At 46.3% G+C, this 25,613-nt stretch carries 28 protein-coding genes; 17 read left to right on the top strand and 11 right to left on the bottom strand.

From position 1 onward, the window contains the following. Window positions 1–156: 156 nt before the first annotated feature. Together GWR21_RS17905 and alaS are read right to left on the bottom strand one after the other, a co-directional pair. A complete protein-coding gene (locus GWR21_RS17905) occupies window positions 157–1,182 on the bottom strand; it encodes a PDZ domain-containing protein (RefSeq protein ID WP_162333072.1) in 1,026 nt (341 codons plus the stop codon). A 450-nt stretch (window positions 1,183–1,632) separates the two neighbouring features. Then, a complete protein-coding gene (alaS, locus tag GWR21_RS17900) occupies window positions 1,633–4,248 on the bottom strand; it encodes an alanine--tRNA ligase (RefSeq protein WP_162333071.1) in 2,616 nt (871 codons plus the stop codon). Window positions 4,249–4,530: 282 nt separating this feature from the next. Here alaS and GWR21_RS17895 point away from each other — a divergent pair, with 282 nt between their 5' ends. From GWR21_RS17895 to GWR21_RS17885, 3 genes are read left to right on the top strand one after another with little or no spacing between them, the layout of a single operon-like run. Next, window positions 4,531–5,502: a M23 family metallopeptidase gene (locus GWR21_RS17895; protein ID WP_162333070.1), complete on the top strand. Its 972-nt coding sequence runs from the start codon at window positions 4,531–4,533 to the stop codon at window positions 5,500–5,502. A gap of 49 nt (window positions 5,503–5,551) precedes the next feature. Then, on the top strand, window positions 5,552–6,172 hold the full coding sequence (locus GWR21_RS17890; RefSeq protein WP_238429853.1) for a MerR family transcriptional regulator: 621 nt from the start codon (window positions 5,552–5,554) through the stop codon (window positions 6,170–6,172). 9 nt (window positions 6,173–6,181) lie between these two features. Beyond that, the gene (locus GWR21_RS17885) at window positions 6,182–6,700 is read left to right on the top strand and encodes a thioredoxin family protein (protein WP_162333069.1); all 519 of its coding nucleotides are present in this window, start codon (window positions 6,182–6,184) and stop codon (window positions 6,698–6,700) included. A gap of 66 nt (window positions 6,701–6,766) precedes the next feature. Here the strand turns inward: GWR21_RS17885 and GWR21_RS17880 are convergent, their stop codons facing one another. Together GWR21_RS17880 and GWR21_RS17875 are read right to left on the bottom strand one after the other, a co-directional pair. Next, the gene (locus GWR21_RS17880; RefSeq protein WP_162333068.1) at window positions 6,767–7,858 is read right to left on the bottom strand and encodes a mechanosensitive ion channel family protein; all 1,092 of its coding nucleotides are present in this window, start codon (window positions 7,856–7,858) and stop codon (window positions 6,767–6,769) included. Window positions 7,859–7,895: 37 nt separating this feature from the next. Further along, window positions 7,896–9,050: an amidohydrolase family protein gene (locus tag GWR21_RS17875; protein ID WP_162333067.1), complete on the bottom strand. Its 1,155-nt coding sequence runs from the start codon at window positions 9,048–9,050 to the stop codon at window positions 7,896–7,898. Window positions 9,051–9,134: 84 nt separating this feature from the next. Here GWR21_RS17875 and prfA point away from each other — a divergent pair, with 84 nt between their 5' ends. The 3 genes from prfA (at window position 9,135) to GWR21_RS17860 (ending at window position 12,071) form a co-directional block, all read left to right on the top strand. Next, complete coding sequence (gene prfA / locus GWR21_RS17870) at window positions 9,135–10,199, top strand: peptide chain release factor 1 (protein WP_162333066.1); 1,065 nt, start codon at window positions 9,135–9,137, stop codon at window positions 10,197–10,199. A gap of 179 nt (window positions 10,200–10,378) precedes the next feature. Further along, a complete protein-coding gene (locus GWR21_RS17865) occupies window positions 10,379–11,056 on the top strand; it encodes an OmpA family protein (RefSeq protein ID WP_162333065.1) in 678 nt (225 codons plus the stop codon). Between the two features lie 103 nt (window positions 11,057–11,159). Further along, window positions 11,160–12,071: a cation diffusion facilitator family transporter gene (locus tag GWR21_RS17860; protein ID WP_162333064.1), complete on the top strand. Its 912-nt coding sequence runs from the start codon at window positions 11,160–11,162 to the stop codon at window positions 12,069–12,071. Here the strand turns inward: GWR21_RS17860 and GWR21_RS17855 are convergent. The 4 genes from GWR21_RS17855 to GWR21_RS17840 all read right to left on the bottom strand — a co-directional run bounded on the left by GWR21_RS17855 (window position 12,064) and on the right by GWR21_RS17840 (window position 14,248). Then, window positions 12,064–12,444 (bottom strand): VanZ family protein, encoded by a 381-nt coding sequence (locus GWR21_RS17855; RefSeq protein WP_162333063.1) that lies wholly within the window; start codon window positions 12,442–12,444, stop codon window positions 12,064–12,066. The two genes, GWR21_RS17860 and GWR21_RS17855, sit on opposite strands and share 8 nt — an antisense overlap. Before the next feature lie 135 nt (window positions 12,445–12,579). Beyond that, a complete protein-coding gene (gcvH, locus tag GWR21_RS17850) occupies window positions 12,580–12,960 on the bottom strand; it encodes a glycine cleavage system protein GcvH (protein WP_162333062.1) in 381 nt (126 codons plus the stop codon). Window positions 12,961–13,013: 53 nt separating this feature from the next. Next, window positions 13,014–13,673: a peptidylprolyl isomerase gene (locus GWR21_RS17845; protein ID WP_162333061.1), complete on the bottom strand. Its 660-nt coding sequence runs from the start codon at window positions 13,671–13,673 to the stop codon at window positions 13,014–13,016. 233 nt (window positions 13,674–13,906) lie between these two features. Continuing rightward, a complete protein-coding gene (locus tag GWR21_RS17840; protein ID WP_162333060.1) occupies window positions 13,907–14,248 on the bottom strand; it encodes a hypothetical protein in 342 nt (113 codons plus the stop codon). 313 nt (window positions 14,249–14,561) lie between these two features. Here GWR21_RS17840 and GWR21_RS17835 point away from each other — a divergent pair, with 313 nt between their 5' ends. The 5 genes from GWR21_RS17835 to rsgA all read left to right on the top strand — a co-directional run bounded on the left by GWR21_RS17835 (window position 14,562) and on the right by rsgA (window position 19,730). Further along, the gene (locus tag GWR21_RS17835; protein ID WP_162333059.1) at window positions 14,562–15,563 is read left to right on the top strand and encodes an AAA family ATPase; all 1,002 of its coding nucleotides are present in this window, start codon (window positions 14,562–14,564) and stop codon (window positions 15,561–15,563) included. 52 nt (window positions 15,564–15,615) lie between these two features. Then, window positions 15,616–16,479, top strand: coding sequence for a DUF58 domain-containing protein (locus GWR21_RS17830; protein ID WP_162333058.1), 864 nt, complete (start codon window positions 15,616–15,618; stop codon window positions 16,477–16,479). A gap of 26 nt (window positions 16,480–16,505) precedes the next feature. Then, window positions 16,506–17,498 carry a protein BatD gene (locus GWR21_RS17825; protein ID WP_162333057.1) on the top strand — a complete coding sequence of 331 codons (993 nt, stop codon included), beginning with the start codon at window positions 16,506–16,508 and terminating at the stop codon, window positions 17,496–17,498. A gap of 33 nt (window positions 17,499–17,531) precedes the next feature. After that, window positions 17,532–18,542, top strand: coding sequence for a vWA domain-containing protein (locus GWR21_RS17820; protein ID WP_162333056.1), 1,011 nt, complete (start codon window positions 17,532–17,534; stop codon window positions 18,540–18,542). A gap of 252 nt (window positions 18,543–18,794) precedes the next feature. Then, window positions 18,795–19,730, top strand: coding sequence for a ribosome small subunit-dependent GTPase A (gene rsgA / locus GWR21_RS17815; protein ID WP_162333055.1), 936 nt, complete (start codon window positions 18,795–18,797; stop codon window positions 19,728–19,730). 110 nt (window positions 19,731–19,840) lie between these two features. On the opposite strand, the gene GWR21_RS17810 is transcribed toward rsgA, so the two are convergent. From GWR21_RS17810 to GWR21_RS17800, 3 genes are read right to left on the bottom strand one after another with little or no spacing between them, the layout of a single operon-like run. Then, window positions 19,841–19,999: a hypothetical protein gene (locus tag GWR21_RS17810; RefSeq protein ID WP_162333054.1), complete on the bottom strand. Its 159-nt coding sequence runs from the start codon at window positions 19,997–19,999 to the stop codon at window positions 19,841–19,843. 15 nt (window positions 20,000–20,014) lie between these two features. Further along, window positions 20,015–20,170 carry a hypothetical protein gene (locus tag GWR21_RS17805; protein WP_162333053.1) on the bottom strand — a complete coding sequence of 52 codons (156 nt, stop codon included), beginning with the start codon at window positions 20,168–20,170 and terminating at the stop codon, window positions 20,015–20,017. Window positions 20,171–20,210: 40 nt separating this feature from the next. Further along, on the bottom strand, window positions 20,211–20,741 hold the full coding sequence (locus GWR21_RS17800; RefSeq protein ID WP_162333052.1) for a gamma carbonic anhydrase family protein: 531 nt from the start codon (window positions 20,739–20,741) through the stop codon (window positions 20,211–20,213). A 56-nt stretch (window positions 20,742–20,797) separates the two neighbouring features. Between GWR21_RS17800 and GWR21_RS17795 the strand changes: the two genes are divergently transcribed. The 6 genes from GWR21_RS17795 (at window position 20,798) to GWR21_RS17770 (ending at window position 25,572) form a co-directional block, all read left to right on the top strand. Beyond that, window positions 20,798–21,991 carry an aspartate aminotransferase family protein gene (locus GWR21_RS17795; protein WP_162333051.1) on the top strand — a complete coding sequence of 398 codons (1,194 nt, stop codon included), beginning with the start codon at window positions 20,798–20,800 and terminating at the stop codon, window positions 21,989–21,991. Window positions 21,992–22,295: 304 nt separating this feature from the next. After that, window positions 22,296–22,469 (top strand): hypothetical protein, encoded by a 174-nt coding sequence (locus tag GWR21_RS17790; protein WP_162333050.1) that lies wholly within the window; start codon window positions 22,296–22,298, stop codon window positions 22,467–22,469. Between the two features lie 311 nt (window positions 22,470–22,780). After that, window positions 22,781–23,425: a hypothetical protein gene (locus GWR21_RS17785; protein ID WP_202928958.1), complete on the top strand. Its 645-nt coding sequence runs from the start codon at window positions 22,781–22,783 to the stop codon at window positions 23,423–23,425. 44 nt (window positions 23,426–23,469) lie between these two features. Continuing rightward, window positions 23,470–23,769, top strand: coding sequence for a winged helix-turn-helix domain-containing protein (locus GWR21_RS17780; protein WP_162333049.1), 300 nt, complete (start codon window positions 23,470–23,472; stop codon window positions 23,767–23,769). 52 nt (window positions 23,770–23,821) lie between these two features. Then, a complete protein-coding gene (gene creD / locus GWR21_RS17775) occupies window positions 23,822–25,186 on the top strand; it encodes a cell envelope integrity protein CreD (protein ID WP_162333048.1) in 1,365 nt (454 codons plus the stop codon). Window positions 25,187–25,209: 23 nt separating this feature from the next. Continuing rightward, the gene (locus GWR21_RS17770) at window positions 25,210–25,572 is read left to right on the top strand and encodes a diacylglycerol kinase family protein (protein ID WP_162333047.1); all 363 of its coding nucleotides are present in this window, start codon (window positions 25,210–25,212) and stop codon (window positions 25,570–25,572) included. Window positions 25,573–25,613 lie beyond the last annotated feature (41 nt).

Below are 25,613 nucleotides of genomic sequence, written 5' to 3'. Positions count from 1 at the left end.
GAACAAGGGTAGAACAAGCGACGGCATAGCGACGAACAAGCGCTATACAAGCGACTATGAGCGTATAAAATAGTATCAGCAACATCACTTTTACATAAAAGGAAAGGGAGCCTTCATGACTGAAGCTCCCTTTCCTTTTTATAAATCAGCCGATCCCTAGAGATCTACCTTGTTCAGTTTCTTAGGCACTTTTACCTCCAGTGTCTTCTCCTGGCCCACTCTTTTCACTTTAACAGAGAATGCACCTTTCTCTTTGTTACTACGGTAGGCATTGGCTACATCACGGGTAGAATTTACTTCGCTACCAGCGATATCCGTGATGATGTCCATGGCTTTGAAACCAGCTTTCTCTGCTGCAGATCCCCGTGCTACACTCAGTACCAGCGCACCCTTACCATCTTCCGTATCCTGTACGGAAAGTCCTAGTTTCACATCATTACTTTCCGGCGTACCGAAAAAATCAGGTTTAAAGCGGGGAGACTCCTCACCAAAATTGAAGTTGCCTCTTGGTCCGCGCCGGAAATCTCTTCCGCGGGGGAATAGCTCCAGCGTGCCCTCTCCTAATTTTCTCTCATCCAGGGCAATAACAGCAGTATTTTCCCTTTTACCACGCAGGTAAGTAATCGTTACCTTATCACCCGGATCATGTGCGCCTATCTTCTCAAACAATTCCTTGGGCTCAGCAATATTATCTGCATCCACTTTTGTGATGACGTCCCCTATCTGGATGCCGGCTTTTTCAGCAGGCGATCCCTTTGCCACTTCTCTCACCGTCACACCGGCTGCTTCCTTCTTTTCCGTGATCACCCCTAATACCGCTCTGCCAGGCACAATTCTCATCGCACCATTGTCATTGTCCTCGTCGTCATCATTGAAAAACTGTATGCCACTTCCACCACGTGGCATAGCAAAATTGAAGGTATTCCCATCAACAGGACGGATGCGACGTCTGTACACAGAGATATCACCGTCTTTATAAGCCTCCATTTTTTCTCCATCCACTAACACATTTCCATCCTTGATCTCAATGGTCACCTTTCCGTCCTTATTACTGTTCCGCTTGATGATAATCTCGTCATACTCTCCCAGTTTATCACTGCTTTTGTCCTGGGCGATAGTGGCGGAGCTGAAAGCAAAGCAGGTAATACCCGCCAGTGTAAGGGTTTGGAATAGCTTATTCATAATCTGTTCCTTTTTTATAGTAAATATCATATTAACAGTGACAAATTTAGGGGGGCTTGAAATAAAGGAAAAGTTAAAATAGGCGAACCCGGGTATCAGATCTCACTTTAACATTACCGCTGAAAAAATCCCTATTCCTGAGCATGCAAAAGAAACCCGTTTTTAAGATTGAAATACCGTCACCCTGTTCGCAATCCTGGGATGACATGCCGCCTGCTGAGCGGGGACGTTTTTGTGTTCAATGTACAAGAACGATTGTCGCTTTTACGACATGGGAGGATAAAGATATCGCATAGTATATCCGTGAAAGTAAGGAACGTATATGTGTCGTTTGGGAAAAAGGAAGAAGAAAAAATAACCATAAAGAAAACAAACGCAAAGAAATCAGCGAATAAAAAACGGGCTGTCCACTCTGTAGCGGACAGCCCGTTCTTATTCGTTAAAATATAACTATAGCATTGCTTTCACCTGCGTGATCACCTGATCCAGCTGACCAGCTTCCTGTCCGCCGGCAGTAGCAAAAGACTTCTGTCCTCCGCCACCACCCTTGATAATAGGTGCGATCTTCTCTTTAATGATCTTCGGTGCTTCCAGCCCTTTCTCAGCTACCAGGTTCTCAGAGATCATCAGTGCCACGTTTGCTTTACCACCAATATTAGCAGCCAGCACGAACACATGATTCTCTACCTGTGTTTTCAACGTGAAACACAGTTGCTTCAGTGCTTCCGCATTATTCACATCAACGATCTTGCCCAGGAAGTTGATACCATTCACGTTCTCAACTTCGCTTTGCAGACCAGCAGACAGCTGACGTACTTTTTCCAGTTCCAGTACTTCCAGGCGTTTCTCCAGGGAAGCTTTTTCACTGATCAGTCCTTCTACCGCCACCACTATTTCCTTTGGATGCTTTAAAGCTGCTTTTACCTCTTTCAGCTGTTGCAGTTGTGCATTAACAAATGCCAGTGCATTGCCGCCAGTTACCGCTTCAATACGGCGTACACCTGCAGCTACAGCACTTTCAGATGTGAATTTAAAAATACCCAGTTCGCCGGTAGCACCGATGTGCGTACCACCACAAAGCTCTACGGAGTAAGCAGGGTCCATGACAACAACACGTACCACATCACCGTACTTCTCGCCGAACAATGCCATTGCACCCAGTTTCAGTGCTTCTTCTTTAGGCAGTTCTTTGATCACGACTGGTATGTTAGCGCGGATCTTTTCGTTTACGATATCTTCGATCTGCGCCAGTTCTTCATCGGTCACTTTTGCGAAGTGAGAAAAGTCAAAACGCAGGGCTTCAGGATTCACCAGCGAACCTTTCTGTGCCACGTGTGTACCCAGTACCTGACGCAGGGCAGCATGCAGGAGGTGAGTGGCAGAGTGGTTCATGGTGGTACTGAGCCTGTTGTTCTTATTGATCACTGCTTTAGCAGTAGTCGAAATATTAGCCGGTAGTTTGTCTACAAAGTGAATGATCAGGTTGTTTTCCTTCTTGGTATCGGTCACGTTGACGGTTTCTGTACCGAAGGTCAGGGTACCGGTATCACCTACCTGTCCACCGCTTTCTGCATAGAAAGGCGTCTGGGCTAATACCAGCTGATATTGTTCTTTACCTTTTGCCTTGATCTTACGGTATTTGGTCACGGATGTCTCTGCTTCTGTCAGTTCGTAGCCTACGAATACAGATTCAGCAGTGTCATTCAGCACGGTCCAGTCGCCCATATCCAGTTCAGTTGCTGCACGGGAACGGTCTTTCTGTTCCTGCATGGCTACTTTGAAACCTGCTTCGTCTGTAGTGAAGCCTTTCTCAGAAGCGATCAGGCTGGTCAGGTCGTATGGGAAACCATAAGTATCATATAATTCAAAGGCGGTTCTGCCGTCTACGGATTTGTCTTTAGCAGCATCCATGACATCTTCGATCCTGCGGATACCGCTTTCCAGGGTACGGAGGAAGTTGTTTTCTTCTTCGAATACTACTTTCTGTACAAAATCAACCTGCTGGATCAGTTCCGGGAATACGGTCGCAAATTGCTGTGCCAGTACCGGTACCAGCTCCTGGAGCAATGGTTTTTTCTGGTTCAGGAAGGAATAGTAGTATCTCACCGCACGACGCAGGATGCGACGGATCACATAACCAGCGCCTGTGTTGGAAGGCAGCTGACCATCGGCGATAGCAAAGCAGATAGCGCGGATGTGGTCTGCGATTACGCGGAAAGCGACGTCCTGTTTGCTGTCTGTACGGCCATATTTCATGCCGGTGAGTTTCTCGGTAGCCTCAATGGTGCCGGAGAAAACGTCCGTATCGTAGTTGGAGCTGTGACCCTGAATTACCCTTACCAGGCGTTCGAAGCCCATACCGGTATCCACATGTTTAGCAGGGAGCGATTCCAGCGTACGGTCTTTCAGGCGGTTGAACTGCATGAATACGTTGTTCCAGATCTCGATCACCTGAGGGTTATCGGCATTCACAAGTGTCTTACCATCTACCAGTGCTCTTTCGCTATCAGGACGGCAGTCTACGTGAATTTCGGAGCAGGGGCCACAGGGACCGGTATCACCCATTTCCCAGAAGTTATCCTTTTTGTTACCCATCAGGATACGGTCTTCCGGAACATGTTGTTTCCAGAAGTCGAAAGCTTCCTGGTCTTTTTCCAGGTTTTCACTTGCATCGCCTTCAAAAATAGTGACATACAGGCGGTCTTTAGGGAGTTTGTATACTTGAGTAAGTAGTTCCCAGCTCCAGTCGATCGCTTCTTTTTTGAAGTAATCGCCGAAGCTCCAGTTACCCAGCATTTCGAACATGGTATGGTGGTAGGTGTCGATACCTACTTCCTCCAGGTCATTGTGTTTACCACTCACGCGCAGACATTTCTGGGTATCCGCCACTCTTTTCCAGGCCGGCGCCCTATTGCCCAGGAAGTAGTCTTTAAACTGGTTCATACCTGCGTTAGTGAACAGCAGGGTAGGGTCGTTTTTTACTACGATAGGAGCAGAAGGCACGATGTGGTGGCCTTTGGACACAAAAAAGTCCAGGAATTGCTGACGAATCTCGGGAGCGGTCATAAGTATTTGAAATAATTGGTATGTATTATAATTTTGTGTCACCTAAATGGCGTTAATTTGTATTTTACGCCAACTAGCGGTATTTAGAAAATTGACATTCAAAAGATTGCCCTTTTAGTCTAATTCCCTTAGGTTTGCACACCCTGCCGTAATTACGGAAGGAGTGCAAAAATATTGAAAAAGTCTATATACCCTCTCATCCATATCTGTATAACCCTGTTAAAAGTAACAAAGGACTTCCATTGGGAATGTAGGTTCTGCTTAAATGCTTAAGCCCGGTACATGAAGAAGGTAAAATACTTTTATAATACACAAACACTCAAATATGAGAAGCTCGTCGTTTCCCTGCGGGTGAAACTGCTGCGTATTCTTGGATTTGTATCTGCCGCTATCGTAACAGGATTTATTTTTCTGTCCGTATCCTATCGTGTCCTGGACTCTCCAAAGGAGAAACGGTTACGTCGTGAGCTGGAAGTGATGAACGAAAAGTATGAAGCCATGGATGACCGGATGAAAGAGGTGAAATCGAAACTGGCAGAACTGGAAAACCGTGACAATGAGATCTATCGTGTAATTTTTGAAGCCTCCCCTATTCCGGACAGTACCCGTGCCGGCAGCCAGGAAAGGGAAGAAGAGCTGACCCAGTTACAGTCTTTCTCCAGCAGCGAGATCATCGCCAGCACCGGCGCTTTGCTGCAGGAACTGCTCCATCGTATTTCCATTCAGGGAAAATCTTATGAAAAGATTGATGACCTGGTAAAGAATAAACAGAAAATGCTGGCCTCTATCCCGGCAATTCAGCCGGTAGCCAACAAAGACCTGAAACGTATCGCTTCCGGTTTTGGTTACCGTATCGATCCTATTTACAAAACAGTAAAGTATCACTCCGGACTGGACTTCGCCGCTCCTGCGGGAACGCCGATCTATGCGACGGGTGATGGTGTAGTGGAAGATGCCAGCCAGAGTGATGTGGGTTATGGTAACCACGTTACCATTAGTCATGGCTACGGTTACAAGACCCTGTACGGGCATATGCTGCGTATGAAGGTAAAGACCGGTGAGGCAGTAAAACGTGGCGATGTGTTAGGTTGGGTAGGAAGTACCGGTAAATCCACCGGTCCGCACTGTCACTATGAGGTGGTTAAAAATGGCGAAAAAGTTGACCCGGTATACTTCTTCTTTAATGACCTTTCTCCGGAAGAGTTTGACCGTATGCTGAAGATTGCCCGTTCCGGCAACCAGTCATTTGACTAACTTATTAATACTGAATTTTCAATAGGGGAGAATTTTGTAATTTGGTGCTATGATGCAACAACTGGATCTTTTTTCTTCACCGGACCCAAAGCGACAGCTACAGGTGCCTGAAACCGTTCAGCCACCAATCACTGTTGTAAAGGCGCCTCCGCCTCCACCCAGGCCGGAGCCGGCAGTGGAAATACCCGTGAAGATACAGGTACAGATGCCGTCAGACAATTTACCGCCTGTGCCGTTTGTCGGTAAAGGGGCCTCCGTAACGGCTATACAACCACCACAGAAGAAACGTGGCAGGAAATCTCTGAAAGAGGTAGCCGATGACCCGGACCTTATCAAAGCGCTGGACGCTATTCCACTGGATAAGCAATACTACTCAATCAGCGAAGTCGCTACGATGTTCCGTGTGAACACCTCCCTGATCCGCTACTGGGAAAATGAGTTTGATATTTTGCAGCCTAAAAAGAACCGTAAAGGCGACAGACTATTCCGCCAGGAAGATATTCAGCACCTGAAACTTATCTATCATCTGCTAAGAGAGCGGAAGTACACCATTGAAGGCGCTAAACAAAAATTGAAAGAAGACCGTAAACTGGCGGCCCGCAGTTTCGAAATGGTACAAGCTTTGCTAAAGGTTAGGGGTTTTCTCACAGAACTGAAGGAACAATTATAAAAATAGATTATGCGATTGAAATCATTATTACTGGTTGGCAGTCTGTTACTGTCAACGCTGACATTTGCACAAACCACAGCAAGCAGAGCATCCAACGGTAAAAAAGTATTGAAAGGAAAGATAGACATGCAGACCCTGATGAATGATTCAGCATTTGCCTGGTTCTATACCGGTGTAAATGGTTATCAGCCTAATGATAACATGGTGAACTACATCAAGGCCAATCGCGAGAAACTGAACATTGTGGCGGTAGCAGGTACCTGGGACCAGAGTAGCCAGGCACTGTTACCTAAATTATATAAGATCATGATCGTGGGCGGTAGCCCTGATGAACAGGTGGTGACATACGGTGTCGATGAGAAAATGAACAGTGGCTCACCACAGGATTATAAAGTAAAGCAGCTGCCTACTTTCATCCTGTTCCGTGAAGGAAAAGAGATCGGGCGTATCAGCGGTGATGTCACCGAATCACTGGAAAGTGACATGGCGAAGATCCTCCTGAAAGCCAACAGAAAAGATAAAGACTGATCAGGTCTCTGAGATAAAAAAAGTCCCCGGCAAACTGTTTGCCGGGGACTTTTTTATGTGGTAATATTATTTCTCGTGTATTTCCACCTTCGTGCTGGATAACTTGACACCTCTCCTGTCAAGTATCCCAATAATAGCCAGGTTGATCTGATTACGAAGGCTGTTATATTGTACCCCTTCAATGACCTGTGTCAGGTAGATCAGCTGGATCACGTAGGTGTCTTTGGTAAATTCGTTCAGGTTCAAAACAAAGCCTTCCTGCACTTTCTCGTTGGATATCAGTACCTGCCTGATATCTTCCAGTACTTTCATAATGCTGTCTGCTGGTGTATCTCCCGATATTTCCAGGCGCATCACCGCACGTTGGTGGGTACGCAGCGAAAGATTATCGAGTACACTGTCTACCATCTTTTTATTAGGTACGGTCACAAAAGTTTTTTCCAGTGTGCGTACACGTGTGCTACGCAGGCCGATTTTCTCTACCGTACCCTGAAAGGCATCGACCTTTACGGCATCACCTACACGGAAAGGCTTGTCAAAGAAGATAATGAATGAACAGATCAGGTTCTCAATGCTCTCTTTGGCAGCGAGTGCGAGGGCCGCCGCACCGATACCGAGACCCGCAATGATCTTGTTCACCAGGACTGCACCAAACAAGATGCGTATGAAGGCAATGGCGCCAAAGATGAAGACAATGGCTTTAAAGAAATCGCGGAAAAAGACGATGAACTGATTATCTGTAACATCATGAGAACGATCTGCGCTTTTGCTGATCATCAGTGATACGAAGTCAATCACACGGAGTACGATCCATATAATGGATACCGTTAGTGCCAGTTCCATGATCGTATGCAGTACCGACTTCACGGTGAAGCCGTTGTACACCTGTACATCCAGCTCAGGCGGGAAGTTCAGGTGGTCTACCGTCAGCATGAAGGTGATCAGCAGGAAGAAGTATTCCAGTGGTACCAGCAGCAGATGAGAAAATTCATGTTCCCCGATCTCAGGGGCCCAGCGTCTTACCTCTCTGTATAGCAAGGTCGCCAGTCCTCTGGAGAGGTAGCGCTTGATCATAGAGACGAACAGCAATATAATTGCCAGTATAAAATAATTCTGGATAGGGTTGCCAAGTATAACCTGGTCTAAGAGACTATTCATAGTGTACGTTTGCAGTTTGCATTCTTATGGCGCGAAATTATAGAATCCTGCGGCTTTCCAGTTCATCTATTAATATGACGCCTGGCTGTTTTCCTTTTTCAAAGCTGCCATATTTTCCCGCAATTCCCAATGCCATTGCGCCGTTAAGCGTTGCCCACTGTAATATTTCCTCTAATGCAATGTTTGAATAGTGCTTACGGATGGTCTGAATTTCCTGCCAGATAGATAACTGGTGATTGGACGCCAGACTGTCCGTGCCGAGGGTAATGGTGCATCGCTGGCTACGTAACAGGGGGATGTCGGGCAGGCGTTTTTCTATGTAAAGGTTGGCCTGCGGACAAAGACACCAATAAGCATTAGGGGCCTGCTCCCTGGTGAACGCAATATCTTTTTCGGTAGTATAGGTGTTATGTACCAGGATGACCGGAAGGTGTTTGAACCATGGCAGCCACGCTGGTAAACTGTTGGTCCCTGTCGCCTGGAATGCAGCAGCATCCATGTTAAAATGCTGGTAGAAGTCAAGGAATGCCCCTGTTTTATCCTGATAGAGCTCGTTTTCTGACTCACATTCCTGGTTGTGGATGCTCACAGGTGTATTACCGGGGGTAGCTGCCAGCAGGGAGAACAGGGCGTCACTGACAGAATACGGGGCATGGGGAACAATCGAACAGGAGTGCCCGGGCCCATTGATCGCTCTGAATTGCGCCAATACGTTCATGCTGTAGTCATACCGTTGCTGGGCAAAGCCAGGAGCGAACCCCAGACTTTCCACAAAAGAGTGATAGTACACCGGGCTGTCTTTTTTCAGGGCCAGAGAGGCCGTGCCGTTGCAGATATCGCCTATGGCGGATATTCCACCCTCCCACATTTTAGTGGAAGCCTTCAGCATGGCAGCTTCCTGTGCGGTAGTGTCCTGCTGGCCTCTTTTCTCCATGACACTGGTCAGGAAGGCCGGTAAACCGGTCCCTTCGGGAATAATACCACCCATATGCGATAATTCCAGGTGACAGTGCGTATTGACAAAACCCGGGCTGACAATGCCGTTCAGCGCCCTGACCCCCTCTCCTGCTTCACTTTCATGTACAATATCCTGTACAATGCCTGTATCAGATAATATCAGTACCATACTGCCGGGTAGTAGCTGCCGCCCGTTAAATAATGCCGTTCCTTTAAATTTCAGCTGTTCAGACATGTAGTAATTATATTAATTTTGCGCCCAGTCAGGGGAAATGACAGCCATCCGGCCCATCCGTTTCCTCTCCCAACAAAGATAATTATGATAGATAAACTTGATGCGATAAAAGGCCGCTTTGAGCAGGTATCGCTGGCACTGACAAATCCTGAGGTAGTTAGTGACAATAAGCAGTTCAGCAAGCTGAGTAAAGAGTATCGTCAGCTGGAAAAGATCGTAAAGGCGCATGATGCCTATATGAAGACACTGGACAATATCGCCTTTAATAAAGAAGTCCTGGATAGTGGAGATGAGGAAATGAGAGAACTGGCCAAGGAGGAAACAGAAGCGCTGCAACTGTTGAAAAACCAGCAGGAGGAGGATATCCGTAACCTGTTGATCCCTAAAGATCCACAGGATGAGAAAAATGCGATGCTGGAGATCCGTGGTGGTACCGGTGGTGATGAGGCCAGCCTCTTCGCCGGCGACCTGCTGCGTATGTACCTGCGCTATTGCGAGACAAAGGGCTGGAGTACAGCTATTATGAGTGAGACCCCGGGCGCTGCGGGTGGTTATAAAGAGGTGGTGGTAGAAGTGACCGGTGACGATGTATATGGTACCCTGAAGTTTGAGTCAGGGGTGCACCGTGTACAGCGTGTACCAGCTACAGAGACGCAGGGCCGTGTACATACTTCTGCTGCTACGGTGGCGATCCTGCCGGAAGCGGAAGAGGTGGACGTAGATGTGAGAGAGGCAGATATTAAAATGGACACATTCCGTTCCTCCGGTGCGGGTGGTCAGCACGTAAACAAGACCGAGTCCGCAGTTCGTCTGACGCATATTCCGACCGGTGTGGTGGTAGAGTGTCAGGAAGGTCGTAGCCAGCACTCCAACAGGGACATTGCGATGAAAATGTTACGTAGCCGTATTTACGAAGCGGCCGTGCGTAAGCATGAGGAGGCAATTGCTTCCCAGCGTAAGAGCCTTGTATCTACCGGCGACCGTTCAGCGAAGATCAGAACTTACAACTATCCGCAGGGCCGTGTAACCGATCACCGTATCGGCATGACAATGTACAATCTGGATGCATTTATGAACGGAGACATTCAGGAGATGGTGCAGGCATTACAGTTTGCGGAGAACGCAGAGAAGATGAAGATGGGTAGTTAATAAGCCGGCAGCAATGTGTATATATATGTTATTTCATAATAATTATTAGTATTACATTTGCGCCGCTCGTAATATCTAGTATACTGGTATGCTGCCTGTTTAAAAAACTGGCAGCATATTTGTCTAGGGTAATACGCTTAACAACTTAGCAATTCAAAAGAACGTTTAAATTAATCAAGATGAAAAGGATACATGCTATTGTAGCTATTTTACTGTCCGCCTCCCTGTTGTTTGGTTGTAAAACCTGGCAAGGTATGGATAACACCAAGAAAGGCGCCGTAATCGGTGTTGGTGGTGGTGCTGCTACCGGTGCTATTATTGGTAAAGCAGCTGGTAACACTGCTTTGGGTGCTATTATCGGTGCTGCCGTAGGTGGTGGTGCTGGTGTGCTGATCGGTAAAAAGATGGACAAGCAGGCACAGGAGATCAAAAATGAAGTACCTAATGCAACAGTTGAGCGTGTAGGTGAAGGTATCAATGTAACCTTTGCTTCAGGTGTACTGTTTGGATTTGATAAATCTGATCTGACCGCACAGGCACAGCAGAATATTAAAGATCTGGCTACTATCCTGAATAAATATCCGGATACATATGTACGTGTAGAAGGTCATACTGACACTACCGGTACATACCAATATAACATGACGCTGTCTGAAAAACGTGCAAATGCGGTAGCTACTTACCTGAAAGCACAGGGTGTTGCTGCCAACCGCGTACAAACTTTCTGGTATGGTGCCACACAACCGAAAGTGCCTAACAATTCTGATGCAAACAAAGCTAAGAACCGTCGTGTGGAATTCTCTATCTTCGCTAATGAGAAGATGAAATCTGACGCACAGAAAGAATCTGGTCAGTAATATATAGTTGAATCGATATTAGCATATAACAGGTGCCTCCGTCAAAAGCGGGGGCATTTTTTTTAGATGGCCATTGGCATGATTTTGCGGTCACAGCCTATATATGGCAGCTAATAATAAAACCATTTTCACTGCGCTGGCAGCTAATCTTCTGATAGCAGTGATCAAATTTATATCAGGTGCGGCAACCAGCAGTTCCGCCATGATATCTGAAGGGGTGCATTCTGTTGTGGATACCACGAATCAGTTGTTATTGCTGCTTGGCATCAGGCGGAGTAAGCGTTCTCCTGATGAAAGACGACCTTTCGGATACGGCAAAGAGATCTATTTCTGGTCATTTATCGTTTCCATACTCATTTTTGGTATGGGCGGCTGTATCTCATTCTACCAGGGCGTCATCCACATCAAACATCCGCCACCCCTGGAAGATCCTACCTGGAATTATATCGTATTGGCATTTTCACTGGTGTTCGAAGGTACGTCACTGATAGTCGCGGTCAGGGAGTTTGATAAGGTGCGTGGGGAACTGTCGTGGTGGACAGCTATTCACCGGAGTAAAGATCCGGCAAGTTTTATTGTGTTATTCGAGGATGGGGCAGCGGTCATAGGGCTGCTGGTAGTAGCACTGATGGTCTATCTGGGGCATCACTACAACAATCCATATCTGGACGGAGTCGCCTCTCTGATAGTGGGCGTTATACTGACGATCGTGTCGGTGCTACTGGCCAGGGAAAGCCGCAGCCTGCTGATGGGAGAAGGTATTGCACCGGCTACACAGCTGCACATACGTACGCTGGTAGAGCGTGATCCGGCAGTTATAAAAGTGCAGCATATTTTCTCTACCTATCAGTCACCGGAAGAAGTGATGTTGTTACTGATGGTCACATTTAAAGATGAACAGGACACGGAAGATATCAATGAAGCGATCTTGCGGATCAGAAAAAGTATCATAGCGGTTTATCCACTGATACATTTTATTATTGTACAACCAGAGCCAGGAAAGGAGCTTACTTAAGCCACCACTTTCTGACAAGGTTGAAAGCAATGACACCGGCAATGGCACCTACGGTATCAGCAGCGACATCGTTCATGTCGAAGCTGCGGTGAACAGCGAAATATTTCTGGATGTATTCAATCGCCAGTCCGTAGAAGGCAGCAGCGATAGCGATAACGGTCAGGGTGAACCGGGAGATCATTCTTTTCTGAAGATATACGCCGAGACAAAGAAAAAATACTGTTCCGCCAAATAACCCCATGTGTACGATCTTATCCATATGGATCTTCTCGAAGAATGGATTAGAGGGTACTTTCTCGCCAGGTATTGTACATAAATAAAGTACCAATAGTATCCAGATCGTTGCGGGAAGGTAGTATCGAATAATTCTCATTGCTGGCACTGTCATCAGGTTTAGGCCGTAAAGTTATAAGGTTATAAAGTTGTTACCAACCTTATAACCTTAAACTTTAAAAGGGCATACCCTTTTTAACCTTTTATTAAAATATCGTGTGGAGAGTAATCGGAATTATTCGCCCACCAGTGATGCATAAGCAGCAGCATCCAGCAGTGCTTCTACATCTTTAGGATTGTTAACGGTCATTTTAACCATCCAGCCATCACCGTATGGATCTGAGTTTACCAGTTCAGGAGAACCATCCAGTTCTTCATTCAATTCATTGATTGTACCCGCTACTGGCAGGAACAGGTCAGAAACAGTTTTCACAGCTTCTACTGTACCGAATACTTCTTCAGCTTCAAGAGATTTGCCTACGGTCGGAATGTCTACAAATACGATGTCACCTAATTCACGTTGTGCGAATTCAGTAATACCGATAGTAGCTGTATTACCTTCCAGTAATACCCATTCGTGGTCTTTGGTGTAACGCAGGTTAGATGGAAAATTCATGGCGAGTTTGATTTTAAGCGGTAAAATTAATGAAATTCCGATTGAATAATATCCTAGAAGAAAAGGAACTTATGTATGATCCGGATCTTCATGGGCACGTCAGTAAGCGGACGATCATGGGCATCCTTTTGCTGAGTGGCGATCTTATCGATCACATCAAGTCCTTTGACTACCTGTCCGAAGACGGTGTAGCTCTGGTCCAGCTGTGGTGTTCCACCATATTGCTTATAGTATTCCCTTTGATCGACAGGTATTTTACGACCGCCAAGGCGTGTCTTTTCAAGTTGATCTAATTGCTCGTCTGTCCACTTTTTCCCCTGCACAATGTAGAACTGGCAACCGGAACTGGCTTTAGTGGGATTGTCATCGCGTGCTGCTGCCAGTGCGCCTTTTGCATGAAAAAGGTCCAGCTGAAATTCTGCCGGAATGGTATAGTTGGTGTCTCCGTTGCCAAGCACGGCGCCAGGTTGTGCATGTTTGGAATCAGGATCGCCGCCCTGTATCATAAATGTGTTGATAACCCGGTGAAAAAGTGTGCTGTCATAAAAATGTGCCTTCACCAGTTTGATGAAATTATCCCGGTGTTTAGGCGTCTGATCGTACAGTTTGATGATCATGGTGCCGTAAGGCGTAATGATCTTTACTTTCCTGTTCTTAGCGGCAGCGGCGCCAAAAGATAGTAACAATACTAGCAGCAGTAGCGTTTTTTTCATGCGGGTATTTTATGAGTTTGTTTTCATCAGACAGCGGCGTCTTGTAGGCTGCTGCTGAGAAAGTATTGTTTTCCGGATTTTTCCGACGCCTTGTTTTGCATAAAAACGTATGGCCTTGTCATTATGTTCTGCCATTTTCTGTTTTTCCGGTATTCCCGCTGTATGCAGCCAGGGCGTGGTCAGGAGGGAAATCTTGTATGATGGGTTGGTGGGTGTGAGAGGGAGGGACACTTTTAGCGTCCCTCAAGATCATCAAAATAAGCAATGATATGCTCCTTTAAGAACCGTTCCTGTTCGGGCATACTCATTTTAGGAACCGGTTGTACTTCCTTAAAATGAGGCCAGCCGTCCTTGTCGCGGCCCTGTACTTCATAATAGCCGCTCTGGCTGAGCAGTGTACAGGTGGCCACATGCATGAGGTCCTGCTTTTGCTCTTTGGTAAATTTCTTTTTTATATGATTCAGCTCCTGGATACCTATTAAAAAAAGGATCGCTTCCATATTGGGTTTCTTACCGAAACGTTCTGTCAGCATTTCCTCCACCCGTATCCATTGCTGCGCAAATTCTTCCTGCATCTTCTAAATATTTAATTATGAGCTCCGTATGGAGAAGTTATGGCTGCAAATGTACGTGATAAAAAAAGATGATATAAATATGGTCAGGCTTTATTAATTTGGTCGCATGAGTTAGTGTAACTTATGAATGACCATTTTCTGATATAGGCACACCTGGAAAAACCTGAGTATCCTGATAATCAATGGACGTAATGCGTAAAATGTCATTTATAATGGTATTATTAACAGCATTTTAACGGGCGGCTCCTGCGCGTGGCGCGGGGTATTACCCGGGGAATGTTTACTTTAGCAAACTTGTAAATAATATATAAGCATGGAGAATACATCGTATGATATCCGTCAATTGAACGAAAAGATCCATCAGGCCAGCGCATTTGTGGACCTGCTGAACCTGGAACTTGGTAAGGCGATCGTTGGTCAGCGTTACATGGTAGAAAGGTTACTTATCGGCTTACTGGCAGGTGGTCACGTATTGCTGGAAGGTGTACCGGGTCTGGCAAAGACCTTGTCCATCAAATCACTGTCGTCCGCCATCAACGCAAAATTCAGCCGTATTCAGTTTACGCCGGACCTCCTGCCGGCAGACGTGATTGGTACCATGTTATTTAATCAGCAGAAGAACGAGTTTGTAGTACGTCGTGGTCCCATCTTCGCCAACTTCATTCTGGCGGATGAGATCAACCGCGCCCCGGCAAAGGTGCAGAGTGCGCTGCTGGAAGCAATGCAGGAAAGACAGATCACCATTGGTGATAATACTTTTAAGCTGGATGAGCCATTCCTGGTACTGGCCACCCAGAACCCGATAGAGCAGGAAGGTACCTACATGCTGCCAGAGGCACAGGTAGACCGTTTCATGCTGAAAGTAACCATCGGTTACCCTACTAAAGAAGAAGAACGTCATATCATCCGTCAGAACCTGAACCCACAGGCAGCCGTGAAGATCAATCCTGTCGTACAGACATCTGATATCATCGAAGCCCGTAAACTGGTGCGCGAGGTGTATATGGATGAGAAAATTGAACGCTATATCATCGATATCGTTTTTGCTACGCGTAATCCGGAAGACTATAAACTGCAGAAACTGAAGCCTTTGATCGCTTATGGTGGTTCTCCAAGGGCTAGTATCAGTCTGGCACTCGCGGCAAAAGCCTATGCATTTACAAAACGCAGAGGGTATGTAATTCCTGAAGACGTACGCAGCATCTGCTTTGATGTAATGCGTCACCGTGTGGGGCTTACCTATGAAGCAGAAGCAGAGAACGTAACCAGCGAGAACATCCTCAGCGAGATCCTGAATGCTGTGGAAGTACCTTAATCGTCACTGCATAATCGGGAGTAGTCATCATTATTCATTTTAATCATTACCGGTGGATACTGCAGAATTATTAAAAAGGGTAAGGAGGCTGGAAATAAAGACCAGAGGCCTCTCCAACCACATCTTCTCAGGTGAGTATCACAGTGCTTTCAAAGGCCGTGGTATGTCTTTCAGTGAAGTAAGGGAATACCAGTTCGGAGATGATATCCGGTCTATCGACTGGAATGTGACTGCGCGTTTCAATCACCCGTTTGTGAAGGTATTTGAAGAAGAACGTGAACTCACGGTAATGTTGATGGTGGATGTGAGCGAAAGCTCCATCTTCGGTACGTCCAGACAGAACAAGCGGAATATGATCACCGAACTATGTGCTGTACTGGCCTTCTCAGCTATCAACAATAACGATAAGGTAGGGGTGATCTTTTTTAGTGATGGTGTTGAGAAATATATTCCGCCTAAAAAAGGAAAATCGCATATCCTGTTCATCATCCGTGAACTGATCTCTTTCGAACCGAAACGTAAAGGTACCAACATTAAAGAGACCCTGCGTTTCTTTAACAATGCTGCCAAGAAAAGAAGTATCGTTTTCCTGATGAGTGACTTCCTGACGGGTAGTTACCAGGATGCACTGAACATTGCCTCCAAACGTCACGATATGGTGGGCATACATGTGTATGACCAGCGCGATAAGGAACTGCCTTCTGTAGGATTGATCCAGATGAACGACCTGGAAACAGGAGAACGTCAGTGGGTCGATTCTTCCGATAAACAGGTACAGCAGTATTATACACAACAGTTTAATCAGCATGTACAGTATTGCAGTAATTCCTTTAAGAAAAGCGGCGCAGGTCTTATTAGTATCCGTACCGATGAAGATTATGTAAAAGCCTTACAGAGCTTTTTCGTAAACAGGTGATAGTCTAAAGCTGAGCAAGTATTAACATGGCTAAACTGATTATAGTTAAACGTCTTATTTTATTTTTCCTGCTTGGATTTTTCCTGGCGCCTTTTGCATCCTTCGCACAGCAACAGGGTGAAATAAAGGCTACCGTAGATACCGAAAGTATACGTCTCGGAGAACAGGTCCAGCTGCGCCTTTCGGTTACCATGCCCCCACAGGGCATGAACATTGTATTCCCTCAGATACCGGATTCATTCGGTCATTTTGAAGTAGTGCGGCGCTCTCCGCTGGACACCACTACACAGGGTACTACAAAGTTCCTGGGACAAACGATTGTGCTGACCAGCTTCGACTCCGGTAGATGGGATATTCCTGCTTTACGTTTTGATGTGGTAAGTGGTGGTAACATCACTGATTCCGCATTTACAGCACCGCTGTATATTGATGTCAATACCGTAAAGGTTGATACCACGCAGGCATTTAAGCCAATTAAAGGACTGCGCCAGGTGGCCTGGAATTTCTGGGACTACTGGTTGTATTTCGCTATAGGTATCACCGTGACATTAATTGCCATCGGCCTGATCGTCTACTTCCGCAGTCGTCCTAAAAAAGAAGTACCGGTACCTGTTGTCCCGGCAGTCCCTCACTACGAGCTGGCCCTGCAACAATTGCAGCAGCTCAGGGCAGAGAAGGTATGGCAGCAGGGAGATGTAAAACAATATTATACCCGTCTTACAGATATTCTGCGTAACTATTTTGAGAAGCAGTTTAATATCCCTGCGCTTGAACAAACAACAGAAGAGCTGTTACAGCATATCAAGCCTGTTACTATTCTGAACCAGCAGCGTGAGAAGCTGCGTGGCGTGTTAAGTCTGGCGGACCTGGCGAAATTTGCAAAAATGACACCTGCGCCGGAAGAACATGAAACTGCGCTGCAGCATGCACAGGAGATCATTGAGTGGACGAAAGCTGCGGTGATCAAGACTGCTAACGCAGAAAACGGGAAAGAAGAAATCAAGCAGCCTGCTAAGTAGGTCGCTCCTTCAAAGAGAAATTATTATCAGTAAATGGATTTTTCGATCTGGAAAAATATTGAGTTTGCTCATCCTGCGTTCTTCGGACTGCTGGCGCTGGTACCGGTAATGATATACTGGTATATTGCCCGGCAGCAAAAGCGGCAGGTGGCCATGGAAATGTCTTCCCTGCAGGGATTGAAAGGATTGCCTGTCTCCTGGAAAGTGAAGATGCGGCCTTTGTTACTGGTATTGCGTTTAGTCGCTTTCAGTGCCCTGGTGGTCGCATTGGCAAGACCGCAGACAAGTAACACTTCTGAAAGTATCGACAGTGAAGGTATTGACATCGTGCTGGCTATTGACATCTCCGGTAGTATGCTGGCGCAGGACTTACAGCCGGACAGGCTGGAGGCTGCGAAGAAAGTAGCTATGAACTTTGTGGATGCCCGTATCAGCGACCGTATCGGCCTGGTGATATTCTCAGGTGAAAGCTTCACACAATGCCCTATCACTACTGACCATGCCGTACTGAAAAATCAGATCGCACAGGTAAAGAGTGGTATGCTGCAGGATGGTACCGCCATCGGTATGGGCCTTGCAACGTCTGTAGATCGTCTCCGTACCAGTAAGGCGAAAAGTAAAGTGATCATTCTCCTGACAGACGGTGTGAACAATACCGGTCTGATAGATCCGCTCACCGCACTGGAAATCGGCAAGGCCTTCAAGATCCGCGTATATACGATTGGCGTGGGTACTGTCGGTAAAGCGCCATTCCCGATGACAATGCCGGACGGTACTATTCAGATGCAGATGCAGGATGTACAGCTGGATGAACCACTGATGAAAAAGATCTCGGCTGAAACAGGTGGAAAATACTTCCGGGCTACTAATAACAAAGACCTGGAAAATATCTACGGAGAGATCGATCAGCTGGAGAAAACAAAGGTAGAGATCACTTCTTATAAACGATTTGCAGAACACTTCTTCCCACTGGCCATACTGGCACTGGCTTGTATATTGCTGGAAGTAGTGCTGAGATATACGGTGTTCAGAAGTTTGCCATAGTAAGAATGAGGCATGAGAAATCAGGCATTCAGATGCAACGGAGATCGTGTGCGGTGTTTAGCCTGGAATCTGATTTTATTATAATTGAACAGGGTGCTTCAGCAGAGGCACCCTGTGCTGTTTTAAGCGCATGTTTATACAGGCAGAACACCGGAAAATGTCCCTAACAACTGTAAAGCTCAATTCCTGATCCCCAATTCTGATTCCTAATTAAAAAACGTCCTACCTTTATCCTTTAAAACCGAACGCGCATTGCAGGCAACTATTTATAGATCAACTGGCAGCTGGTATACAGCTAAGACGGAGGAAGGCGAAATATTTCAGGCCCGTATGAAAGGGATATTGAAGCTGGATGGGAAGATCACTTCTACGAATCCTATTGCGGTAGGAGACGTGGTAGAGATCGTACGTGAAGATGGAGATGTTACCGCCAATAACGCCATGATCACTGAGATCACTGCAAGAAGGAATTACATCGTTCGCAGTTCCCCCCATAAGAAGACCCAGAAGCATATTGTAGCTGCAAATATGGATCAGGCGATGCTGATCTGTACCGTTAAAGAGCCGCGTACCTCCAATGGCTTCATGGACAGGTTCCTGGTAACAGCCGCTGCGTATCATATTCCGGTGATCCTGGTATTTAACAAATGGGACATTTATAACGAGAAGGACCTGGAGAAGTTTGACGAGCTGCGGGATCTATATGAAAATATAGGGTATAAGGTTTTGCTGGTTTCGGCGGAGACTACGGATGGTCTGGATGAGCTGAAAGCAGCAATGAAGGATAAGACGACGCTGATGTCGGGGCATTCCGGTGTCGGAAAGTCTTCACTGATCAACCAGTTGCTGCCAGGTCTTGACCTGCGTACCACGGCAGTGAGCGGATGGAGTGGCAAGGGGTTACACACCACTACCTACGCTGAAATGTATGACCTGCCGGAGGGAGGCAGACTGATAGATACTCCGGGAGTACGCGAGTTTGGCATCGTAGATATACCCAAGCCGGAATTATCGCACTATTTCCTGGAAATGCAACCCTATATTACTGAATGTCAGTTCAATAACTGTCTGCATATCAATGAACCCGGCTGCGCTGTAAAAGAGGCAGTAAACGAGGGAGAAATTGATGTAGAGCGTTATGTCAGCTATGCAAGTATCCTGGAAACCATTCAGGAGGAGCAATATTGAGCATGAATAGTCCGGAATTGGCATAATCCTTTCCCCGTAAGGCATTCATTTCGAATGCCTGCCTGTGTCAAATTATATATTTCTATTATCCGAATAGATAGTTGCTGCTGTCAACGACGTTTCTTTTTCTTCGGAGCGCTCATTTCGTCCAGCAGTTTTTCTGCACCCCAGTTTTTACGGGGAGTCGGGCAACCTGTCTTCTTCCTGGTATGGCAGGCGGATAGGCTGGTGAGGGATATCACCAGTACAAGGAGTACAATTCTTCTCATAGGATCATAAATTGATTAGAATACTCTTCCGTTCATCTGTTTAGAGGAAGACCTGTTCTGTTTTCCATTCTTGGTAGAATACCAGTTATTACTAGGGCAACCAGTGCGCTCGGTTTTGCAGCCGAGAGCGAAAAGGCCACATACGGCCATCAGGAATAATAGCTTTTTCATAGGGTAAGGTGATTAATAAATGCAAGATAATTAAAATATGTCACTTGCTGCCGGCGTCCTCTTTGAACCAGCCGGAGTACATGAGATAGTTGTTGGCGATACGATCTATTTCACCACTGATCAGGGACTGGCTGATATCTTTCACCTTTTTGGCCGGTACGCCTGCGTAGATAGAACCGGGTTCCACTTTAGTTCCTTCCAGTACTACTGCGCCGGCCGCGATGATGGAATTACTGCCAATGTGCGCATTATCCATCACAATAGATCCCATGCCTATTAAGACATTATCTTCAACGGTGCAGCCATGCACGAGGGCGTTATGTCCGATGGAGACATTGTTGCCAATAATCGCTTTTGTTTTTTCATAGGTACAATGGATCACGGCGCCATCCTGCACATTTACTTTATTGCCCATCCTGATGCTGTTCACATCTCCGCGGATCACTGCATTGAACCAAACGCTGCATTGATCACCCATGATAACATCGCCTACGATCGTTGCGTTAGGTGCGATAAAACAATCATTTCCCATTACAGGCAGTACTCCTTTGACCGGTAAGATGACAGGCATATAGTAAATTTTAACGCAAAAGTAAATAAAATCGTATAGCGTACTTTTGCATCAGCATGAATAACAGACAACTATTTTTACGTCATGTGGCACAGCTTTCTGATGCCCCGATGGCCCTTGAGATAAATAAAGCCGCCGGCATGTATATGTGGGATGCGGATGGTAAAAAGATCATGGACCTGATAGCTGGTATCAGCGTGTGTAATGTAGGCCACTCCCACCCCGCCGTCGTGAATGCCATTAAGGAACAGGCGGAGCAATATATGCACCTCCTGGTATATGGAGAACTGATCCAGACACCACAGGTAGGATTTGCTACACTTCTGACGCAGCATCTGCCAGCCTCCCTTAATAGCGTATACTTCACTAATTCAGGAGCTGAAGCAGTGGAAGGCGCCATGAAACTGGCGAAACGCTATACTGGCAGAACGCAGATCTTAGCCTTCGAAAAAAGTTACCACGGTTCTACCCAGGGAGCGATGAGCATCATGGGCGATGAGACCTGGAGAAATGCATACAGGCCACTACTGCCCGATATACAGCATCTTCAGTACAACAACTGGGAAGCCATTGATCATATTACCGATCGTACTGCCTGTATCATCCTGGAAACCGTGCAGGCAGAAGCAGGTGTACGCCCACCACAAAAGGAATGGCTACAGGCGATCCGGGAGAAGTGTACAGCCACCGGAACGCTGATGGTACTGGATGAAATACAGTGCGGACTGGGAAGGAACGGTACGCTCTGGGCATTTGAGCAGGCAGATGTCGTTCCTGACATCCTGTTACTGGGTAAAGCACTGGGAGGCGGTATGCCGATGGGAGCTTTCATTGCCGACAGGGAAATCATGTGGGTATTGACCAATAACCCTGTATTGGGTCACATGACCACTTTTGGAGGCCATCCGGTGATCTGCGCCGCAGGTATGGCCGGATTTAAAGTGCTGCTGGAAGAGGACCTGGTATCGGGTGTAAATGCAAAAGGGCAACTGTTCCATCAATATCTGCAACACCCGGCTATTAAGGCGGTACGCTCCCTCGGATTAATGATGGCAGTGGAATTTGAGAGTTTTGCCATGAATAAGAAGGTGATAGACCGTTGCATTGAGAAGGGACTACTGACTGACTGGTTCCTGTTTGCACCGGAATGCCTGCGTATTGCTCCCCCCCTGATCATCAGTGAAGAGGAGATCAGCAAAGCGTGTAGCATTATTCTGGAGGCGCTCGATGAAATAATAAAAGAGGCATAGACCGGTTTGTCAGATAGCCATTACGGGCATCCTGTCAAAATATATCAAGGGTTATCAGTGCAGACTGATAACCCTTTTTTTACGTCAGGAAATGGTATAGATACGGGAGGGGATTTTTCCTGTTTCCGATATGGCCCGACATTATACCGGCTTTAACGGTCTAACTTCGTGACAGTCATCCACCTGTATATCATCATGCACCACGTACGAAAAAATGACTCCGGCAATATGTATGTCTGTCTCATTGTACAGGACAGTGAGGATGATCAGTACTTCCGTTCTTTAACCTCAAATCATATATAATATGGAATCAGAATATGTGTACTACGCGCTCATAGTTACAGGCATTGCGTTTTTCATCTCCGTGTTCATTGCCAGATGGGTATTCAGGATTGATGATATTGTCTCCAATCTCGAGAAGATCAATCAGAAACTGGATGCTGACAGTCAGCGGCTAATAAAGGATATGGAGTCCTGATCCAGCAGCAAGGTATTCCTCCTTTTGTCCTGAATGCCCCCCTATCGGTCTCTTTTATCAGTTGGAGCTACAAGCGACGAACTAGCGACGAACTAGCGACGAACTAGCGACGGCCAAGCGACGGTCAAGCGAGTGGTCTTTGAAAGGTTGTCTGCGCCTTTTTCCACCTCATTGAAGTTAACTGCAGGGGACATAAGCCGGTAGTTTTCTGCCGGCTTTTCATTTTTCTTTCCCATTCTGACCCATAACAGAAAAATATATTTTGACATCTCCCTAAAATATGTAACTTTGATCTACAAAGTACTTTAAGTATGACGACAGAGCAGCAACACCTGGAAACACTCAGTGATATTAAACGCATAATGGAACGTAGCAGTCGCTTCATGTCCCTTAGCGGACTGAGTGGCGTATTTGCAGGAGTATCTGCACTGGCAGGTGCTGCAGGCGCATTAGCGTTATTCCATGCTTATTATCAGCGTTGGGAGATCAGGGGGCATTATGACGATGCTGACTTTGTCCAGCTTCGCTTGAACCTGATCCTGTTGGGTCTTGCTGTGATGTGTATGGCGTTCTTTGGGGGTCTTTATTTTACCTGGAGGAAGGCGAAAAGGAGTAATCTCCCCGTTTTTGATGTGACCTCCCGGAAGGTAATGGTCAATGCGTTAATCCCTATGATAGCTGGTGGCGCGTTTATCGTCGGATTGATGTACAATAACCTGGATGTGCTTATAGCACCTTCCTGTCTTATATTTTATGGCATGGCCTTACTCAATGCCAGTAAGTATACACTGACTGATATCCGGTATCTTGGCATCTCTGAAATAACATTGGGGATATTAAATGTTTTCTTTTTGCGCAGAGGGCTTTACTTTTGGGCTATCGGTTTCGGTTTTATGCACATATTTTACGGCATCCTGATGTGGTGGAAGTATGAACGGCAGACAACAGAAGAGTGAGCCGGTGCTGTTTGGTATCAATTTGTTGAATAAATGATGAACTCGTGATCAATCCCATAGGTAACTTAAATAAGATATTTGACAGTCGTATACGACTGGGGGTCATGAGCATCCTGATGGTGAATGAGGAAGTGAGTTTCAATGACCTGAAGCAGATGCTGGAACTCACAGATGGGAATCTTGCGTCCCATCTCAGTACATTGGAAGAGAATGGATTTCTGAAAGTCCATAAAGGTTTTGTCGGTCGTAAAACCAATACCACCTACTCTATTACGAAAGCTGGTGAAAAAGCTTTCAAAGGCCACCTGGCCGCGCTCGAAAATATGATCCGCTCGATAGAGTGATTTTTTTTGCCTTTAAACTTTGAAATACAAAGTACTTTAAAATATACTTAATATGGAAACAACAAATATGAACGAGACTTCCCCCTTACCTCCTGCCCCTAATGAAGGCCACCGCCAGCAGCCTAAAAATACCACCGGTCAACCCTCCTTCTTTGAGCGGTATGCCTATGGTATCAAGGCTTTACTCATATTTATACTGGTGCTGCTGCTGCTCATCCCTTCTATGATGATTATGGGACTGATCTCTGAAAGAGAACAACGTCAGATGGAAGCGAAAGGCGAAGTAAGTGGTAAATGGGGTGACGCCCAGACAGTTACAGGGCCGGTGCTGGTGATTCCCTACTACCCTAAACCCGGTGTGCTGTCTAATGCGTTCTTCCTGCCTGAAAGGCTAAAGGTCAACGGTAAATTATTACCGGAGATCCGCAGAAGAGGTATTTACGAAGTGGCCGTTTACACTTCCAGTCTGAGTATTGAGGGTGCCTTCTCCAAACTGGACCTGAAGGAACTGAACATCGCTCCTGAACAGGCAATATTGAAGGATGCCTATCTAGCTATCGGTATCGATGATATGCGTGGCATCAGCAATCAGGCCGGTGTACAATGGAATGGCCAGCATTATTTCTTCAATCCGGGTGTGCCGGCATCCGAGGTTTTCCCTAATGGGATGCAGGTCAAAGTACCGCTGGCATTATCAGACAGTGGGATCGTTACCGGTACATTTGCAGTGAACCTTGAGTTGAAAGGTTCCGATCAGCTGTTCTTCTCCCCTGTAGGTAAAACCACGGCAGTGGAACTTAATTCCAACTGGCCTAACCCGAGCTTTGCCGGTTCTTTCCTTCCTAATACCCGTAACCTGGATGCTAAAGGCTTCAATGCCGCCTGGCAGGTATCTAACCTGAACCGTAACTTCCCTCAGAACTGGGTTGGTAATGCTGTAAACCTACACTCCGCCGACTTCGGGGTTAAGCTCTTCCTGCCGGTTGATACATATCAGCAATCTACCCGGGCAGTGAAATATGCTATTCTTATTATCGGCCTTACATTCCTTGTTTATTACTTCATTGAGCTGTTACAGCGATACTCCGTTCATCCATTACAATATATATTGATAGGCGTGGCTTTGTGTGTATTCTATACCCTGCTCATCGCCCTTGCTGAACAATTGAATTTCTCTATTGCCTATGTGATCTCCGCCCTGCTGACCATCTTCCTGATATCGGTCTATACGGCCAGTGTGTTACGAAGTACCCGCCTGGGAGTTGTTATTGCATGTACGTTGTCAGTACTGTACGGATTTATTTACGTGATCATCCGCTCTGAAGATCAGTCGTTGCTGATGGGTAGCCTTGGCCTCTTCATAATACTGGCTGTTGTGATGTACTTTAGCCGGAGAATTAAGTGGAGTGAACTATAATAAATCTGTAAACGAACATACTCATGGGAATCGGTCGCTATCTGCAGCAACGCATACTTAGTTTTAAATATTCTTTCGAAGGAATTGCCGCCTTTTTACGTACAGAACCTCATGCGCGGGTGCATGCAGTGGCTACGGTGCTGGTGGTAGCGGCCGGTTTTTATTATGGATTGTCAGCCAGTCAATGGATCCCGATATTAATTGTCATCGGTCTGGTATGGGTGACCGAGATGCTGAATACTGTTGTTGAAAAGATCATGGATCATCTGTCCCCGGATTATCATCCCCGGGTAAAATGGATCAAAGATGTTGCTTCGGGGGCGGTACTTGTTGCTGCTATTATTGCAGCTATTACAGGAGCGCTCATTTTTATCCCTATCCTGTAGTGAAATAAAAAAGGGCTCGTTGTTTAACGAGCCCTTACTGT

It is taken from the genome of Chitinophaga agri (assembly GCF_010093065.1).
GTDB lineage: Bacteria > Bacteroidota > Bacteroidia > Chitinophagales > Chitinophagaceae > Chitinophaga > Chitinophaga agri.
Note: the sequence above shows the minus strand (reverse complement) of the source record. Positions and strands in the feature narration are given on the sequence as shown.

Bases quoted from the DNA above. Each gene is read 5' to 3' on its own strand.
- GWR21_RS17905 (WP_162333072.1), bottom strand. From the start codon at position 1,182: ATGAATAAGCTATTCCAAACCCTTACACTGGCGGGTATTACCTGCTTT.
- alaS (WP_162333071.1), bottom strand. From the start codon at position 4,248: ATGACCGCTCCCGAGATTCGTCAGCAATTCCTGGACTTTTTTGTGTCC.
- GWR21_RS17895 (WP_162333070.1), top strand. From the start codon at position 4,531: ATGAAGAAGGTAAAATACTTTTATAATACACAAACACTCAAATATGAG.
- GWR21_RS17890 (WP_238429853.1), top strand. From the start codon at position 5,552: ATGATGCAACAACTGGATCTTTTTTCTTCACCGGACCCAAAGCGACAG.
- GWR21_RS17885 (WP_162333069.1), top strand. From the start codon at position 6,182: ATGCGATTGAAATCATTATTACTGGTTGGCAGTCTGTTACTGTCAACG.
- GWR21_RS17880 (WP_162333068.1), bottom strand. From the start codon at position 7,858: ATGAATAGTCTCTTAGACCAGGTTATACTTGGCAACCCTATCCAGAAT.
- GWR21_RS17875 (WP_162333067.1), bottom strand. From the start codon at position 9,050: ATGTCTGAACAGCTGAAATTTAAAGGAACGGCATTATTTAACGGGCGG.
- prfA (WP_162333066.1), top strand. From the start codon at position 9,135: ATGATAGATAAACTTGATGCGATAAAAGGCCGCTTTGAGCAGGTATCG.
- GWR21_RS17865 (WP_162333065.1), top strand. From the start codon at position 10,379: ATGAAAAGGATACATGCTATTGTAGCTATTTTACTGTCCGCCTCCCTG.
- GWR21_RS17860 (WP_162333064.1), top strand. From the start codon at position 11,160: ATGGCAGCTAATAATAAAACCATTTTCACTGCGCTGGCAGCTAATCTT.
- GWR21_RS17855 (WP_162333063.1), bottom strand. From the start codon at position 12,444: ATGAGAATTATTCGATACTACCTTCCCGCAACGATCTGGATACTATTG.
- gcvH (WP_162333062.1), bottom strand. From the start codon at position 12,960: ATGAATTTTCCATCTAACCTGCGTTACACCAAAGACCACGAATGGGTA.
- GWR21_RS17845 (WP_162333061.1), bottom strand. From the start codon at position 13,673: ATGAAAAAAACGCTACTGCTGCTAGTATTGTTACTATCTTTTGGCGCC.
- GWR21_RS17840 (WP_162333060.1), bottom strand. From the start codon at position 14,248: ATGCAGGAAGAATTTGCGCAGCAATGGATACGGGTGGAGGAAATGCTG.
- GWR21_RS17835 (WP_162333059.1), top strand. From the start codon at position 14,562: ATGGAGAATACATCGTATGATATCCGTCAATTGAACGAAAAGATCCAT.
- GWR21_RS17825 (WP_162333057.1), top strand. From the start codon at position 16,506: ATGGCTAAACTGATTATAGTTAAACGTCTTATTTTATTTTTCCTGCTT.
- GWR21_RS17820 (WP_162333056.1), top strand. From the start codon at position 17,532: ATGGATTTTTCGATCTGGAAAAATATTGAGTTTGCTCATCCTGCGTTC.
- GWR21_RS17810 (WP_162333054.1), bottom strand. From the start codon at position 19,999: ATGAGAAGAATTGTACTCCTTGTACTGGTGATATCCCTCACCAGCCTA.
- GWR21_RS17805 (WP_162333053.1), bottom strand. From the start codon at position 20,170: ATGAAAAAGCTATTATTCCTGATGGCCGTATGTGGCCTTTTCGCTCTC.
- GWR21_RS17800 (WP_162333052.1), bottom strand. From the start codon at position 20,741: ATGCCTGTCATCTTACCGGTCAAAGGAGTACTGCCTGTAATGGGAAAT.
- GWR21_RS17795 (WP_162333051.1), top strand. From the start codon at position 20,798: ATGAATAACAGACAACTATTTTTACGTCATGTGGCACAGCTTTCTGAT.
- GWR21_RS17790 (WP_162333050.1), top strand. From the start codon at position 22,296: ATGGAATCAGAATATGTGTACTACGCGCTCATAGTTACAGGCATTGCG.
- GWR21_RS17785 (WP_202928958.1), top strand. From the start codon at position 22,781: ATGACGACAGAGCAGCAACACCTGGAAACACTCAGTGATATTAAACGC.
- creD (WP_162333048.1), top strand. From the start codon at position 23,822: ATGGAAACAACAAATATGAACGAGACTTCCCCCTTACCTCCTGCCCCT.
- GWR21_RS17770 (WP_162333047.1), top strand. From the start codon at position 25,210: ATGGGAATCGGTCGCTATCTGCAGCAACGCATACTTAGTTTTAAATAT.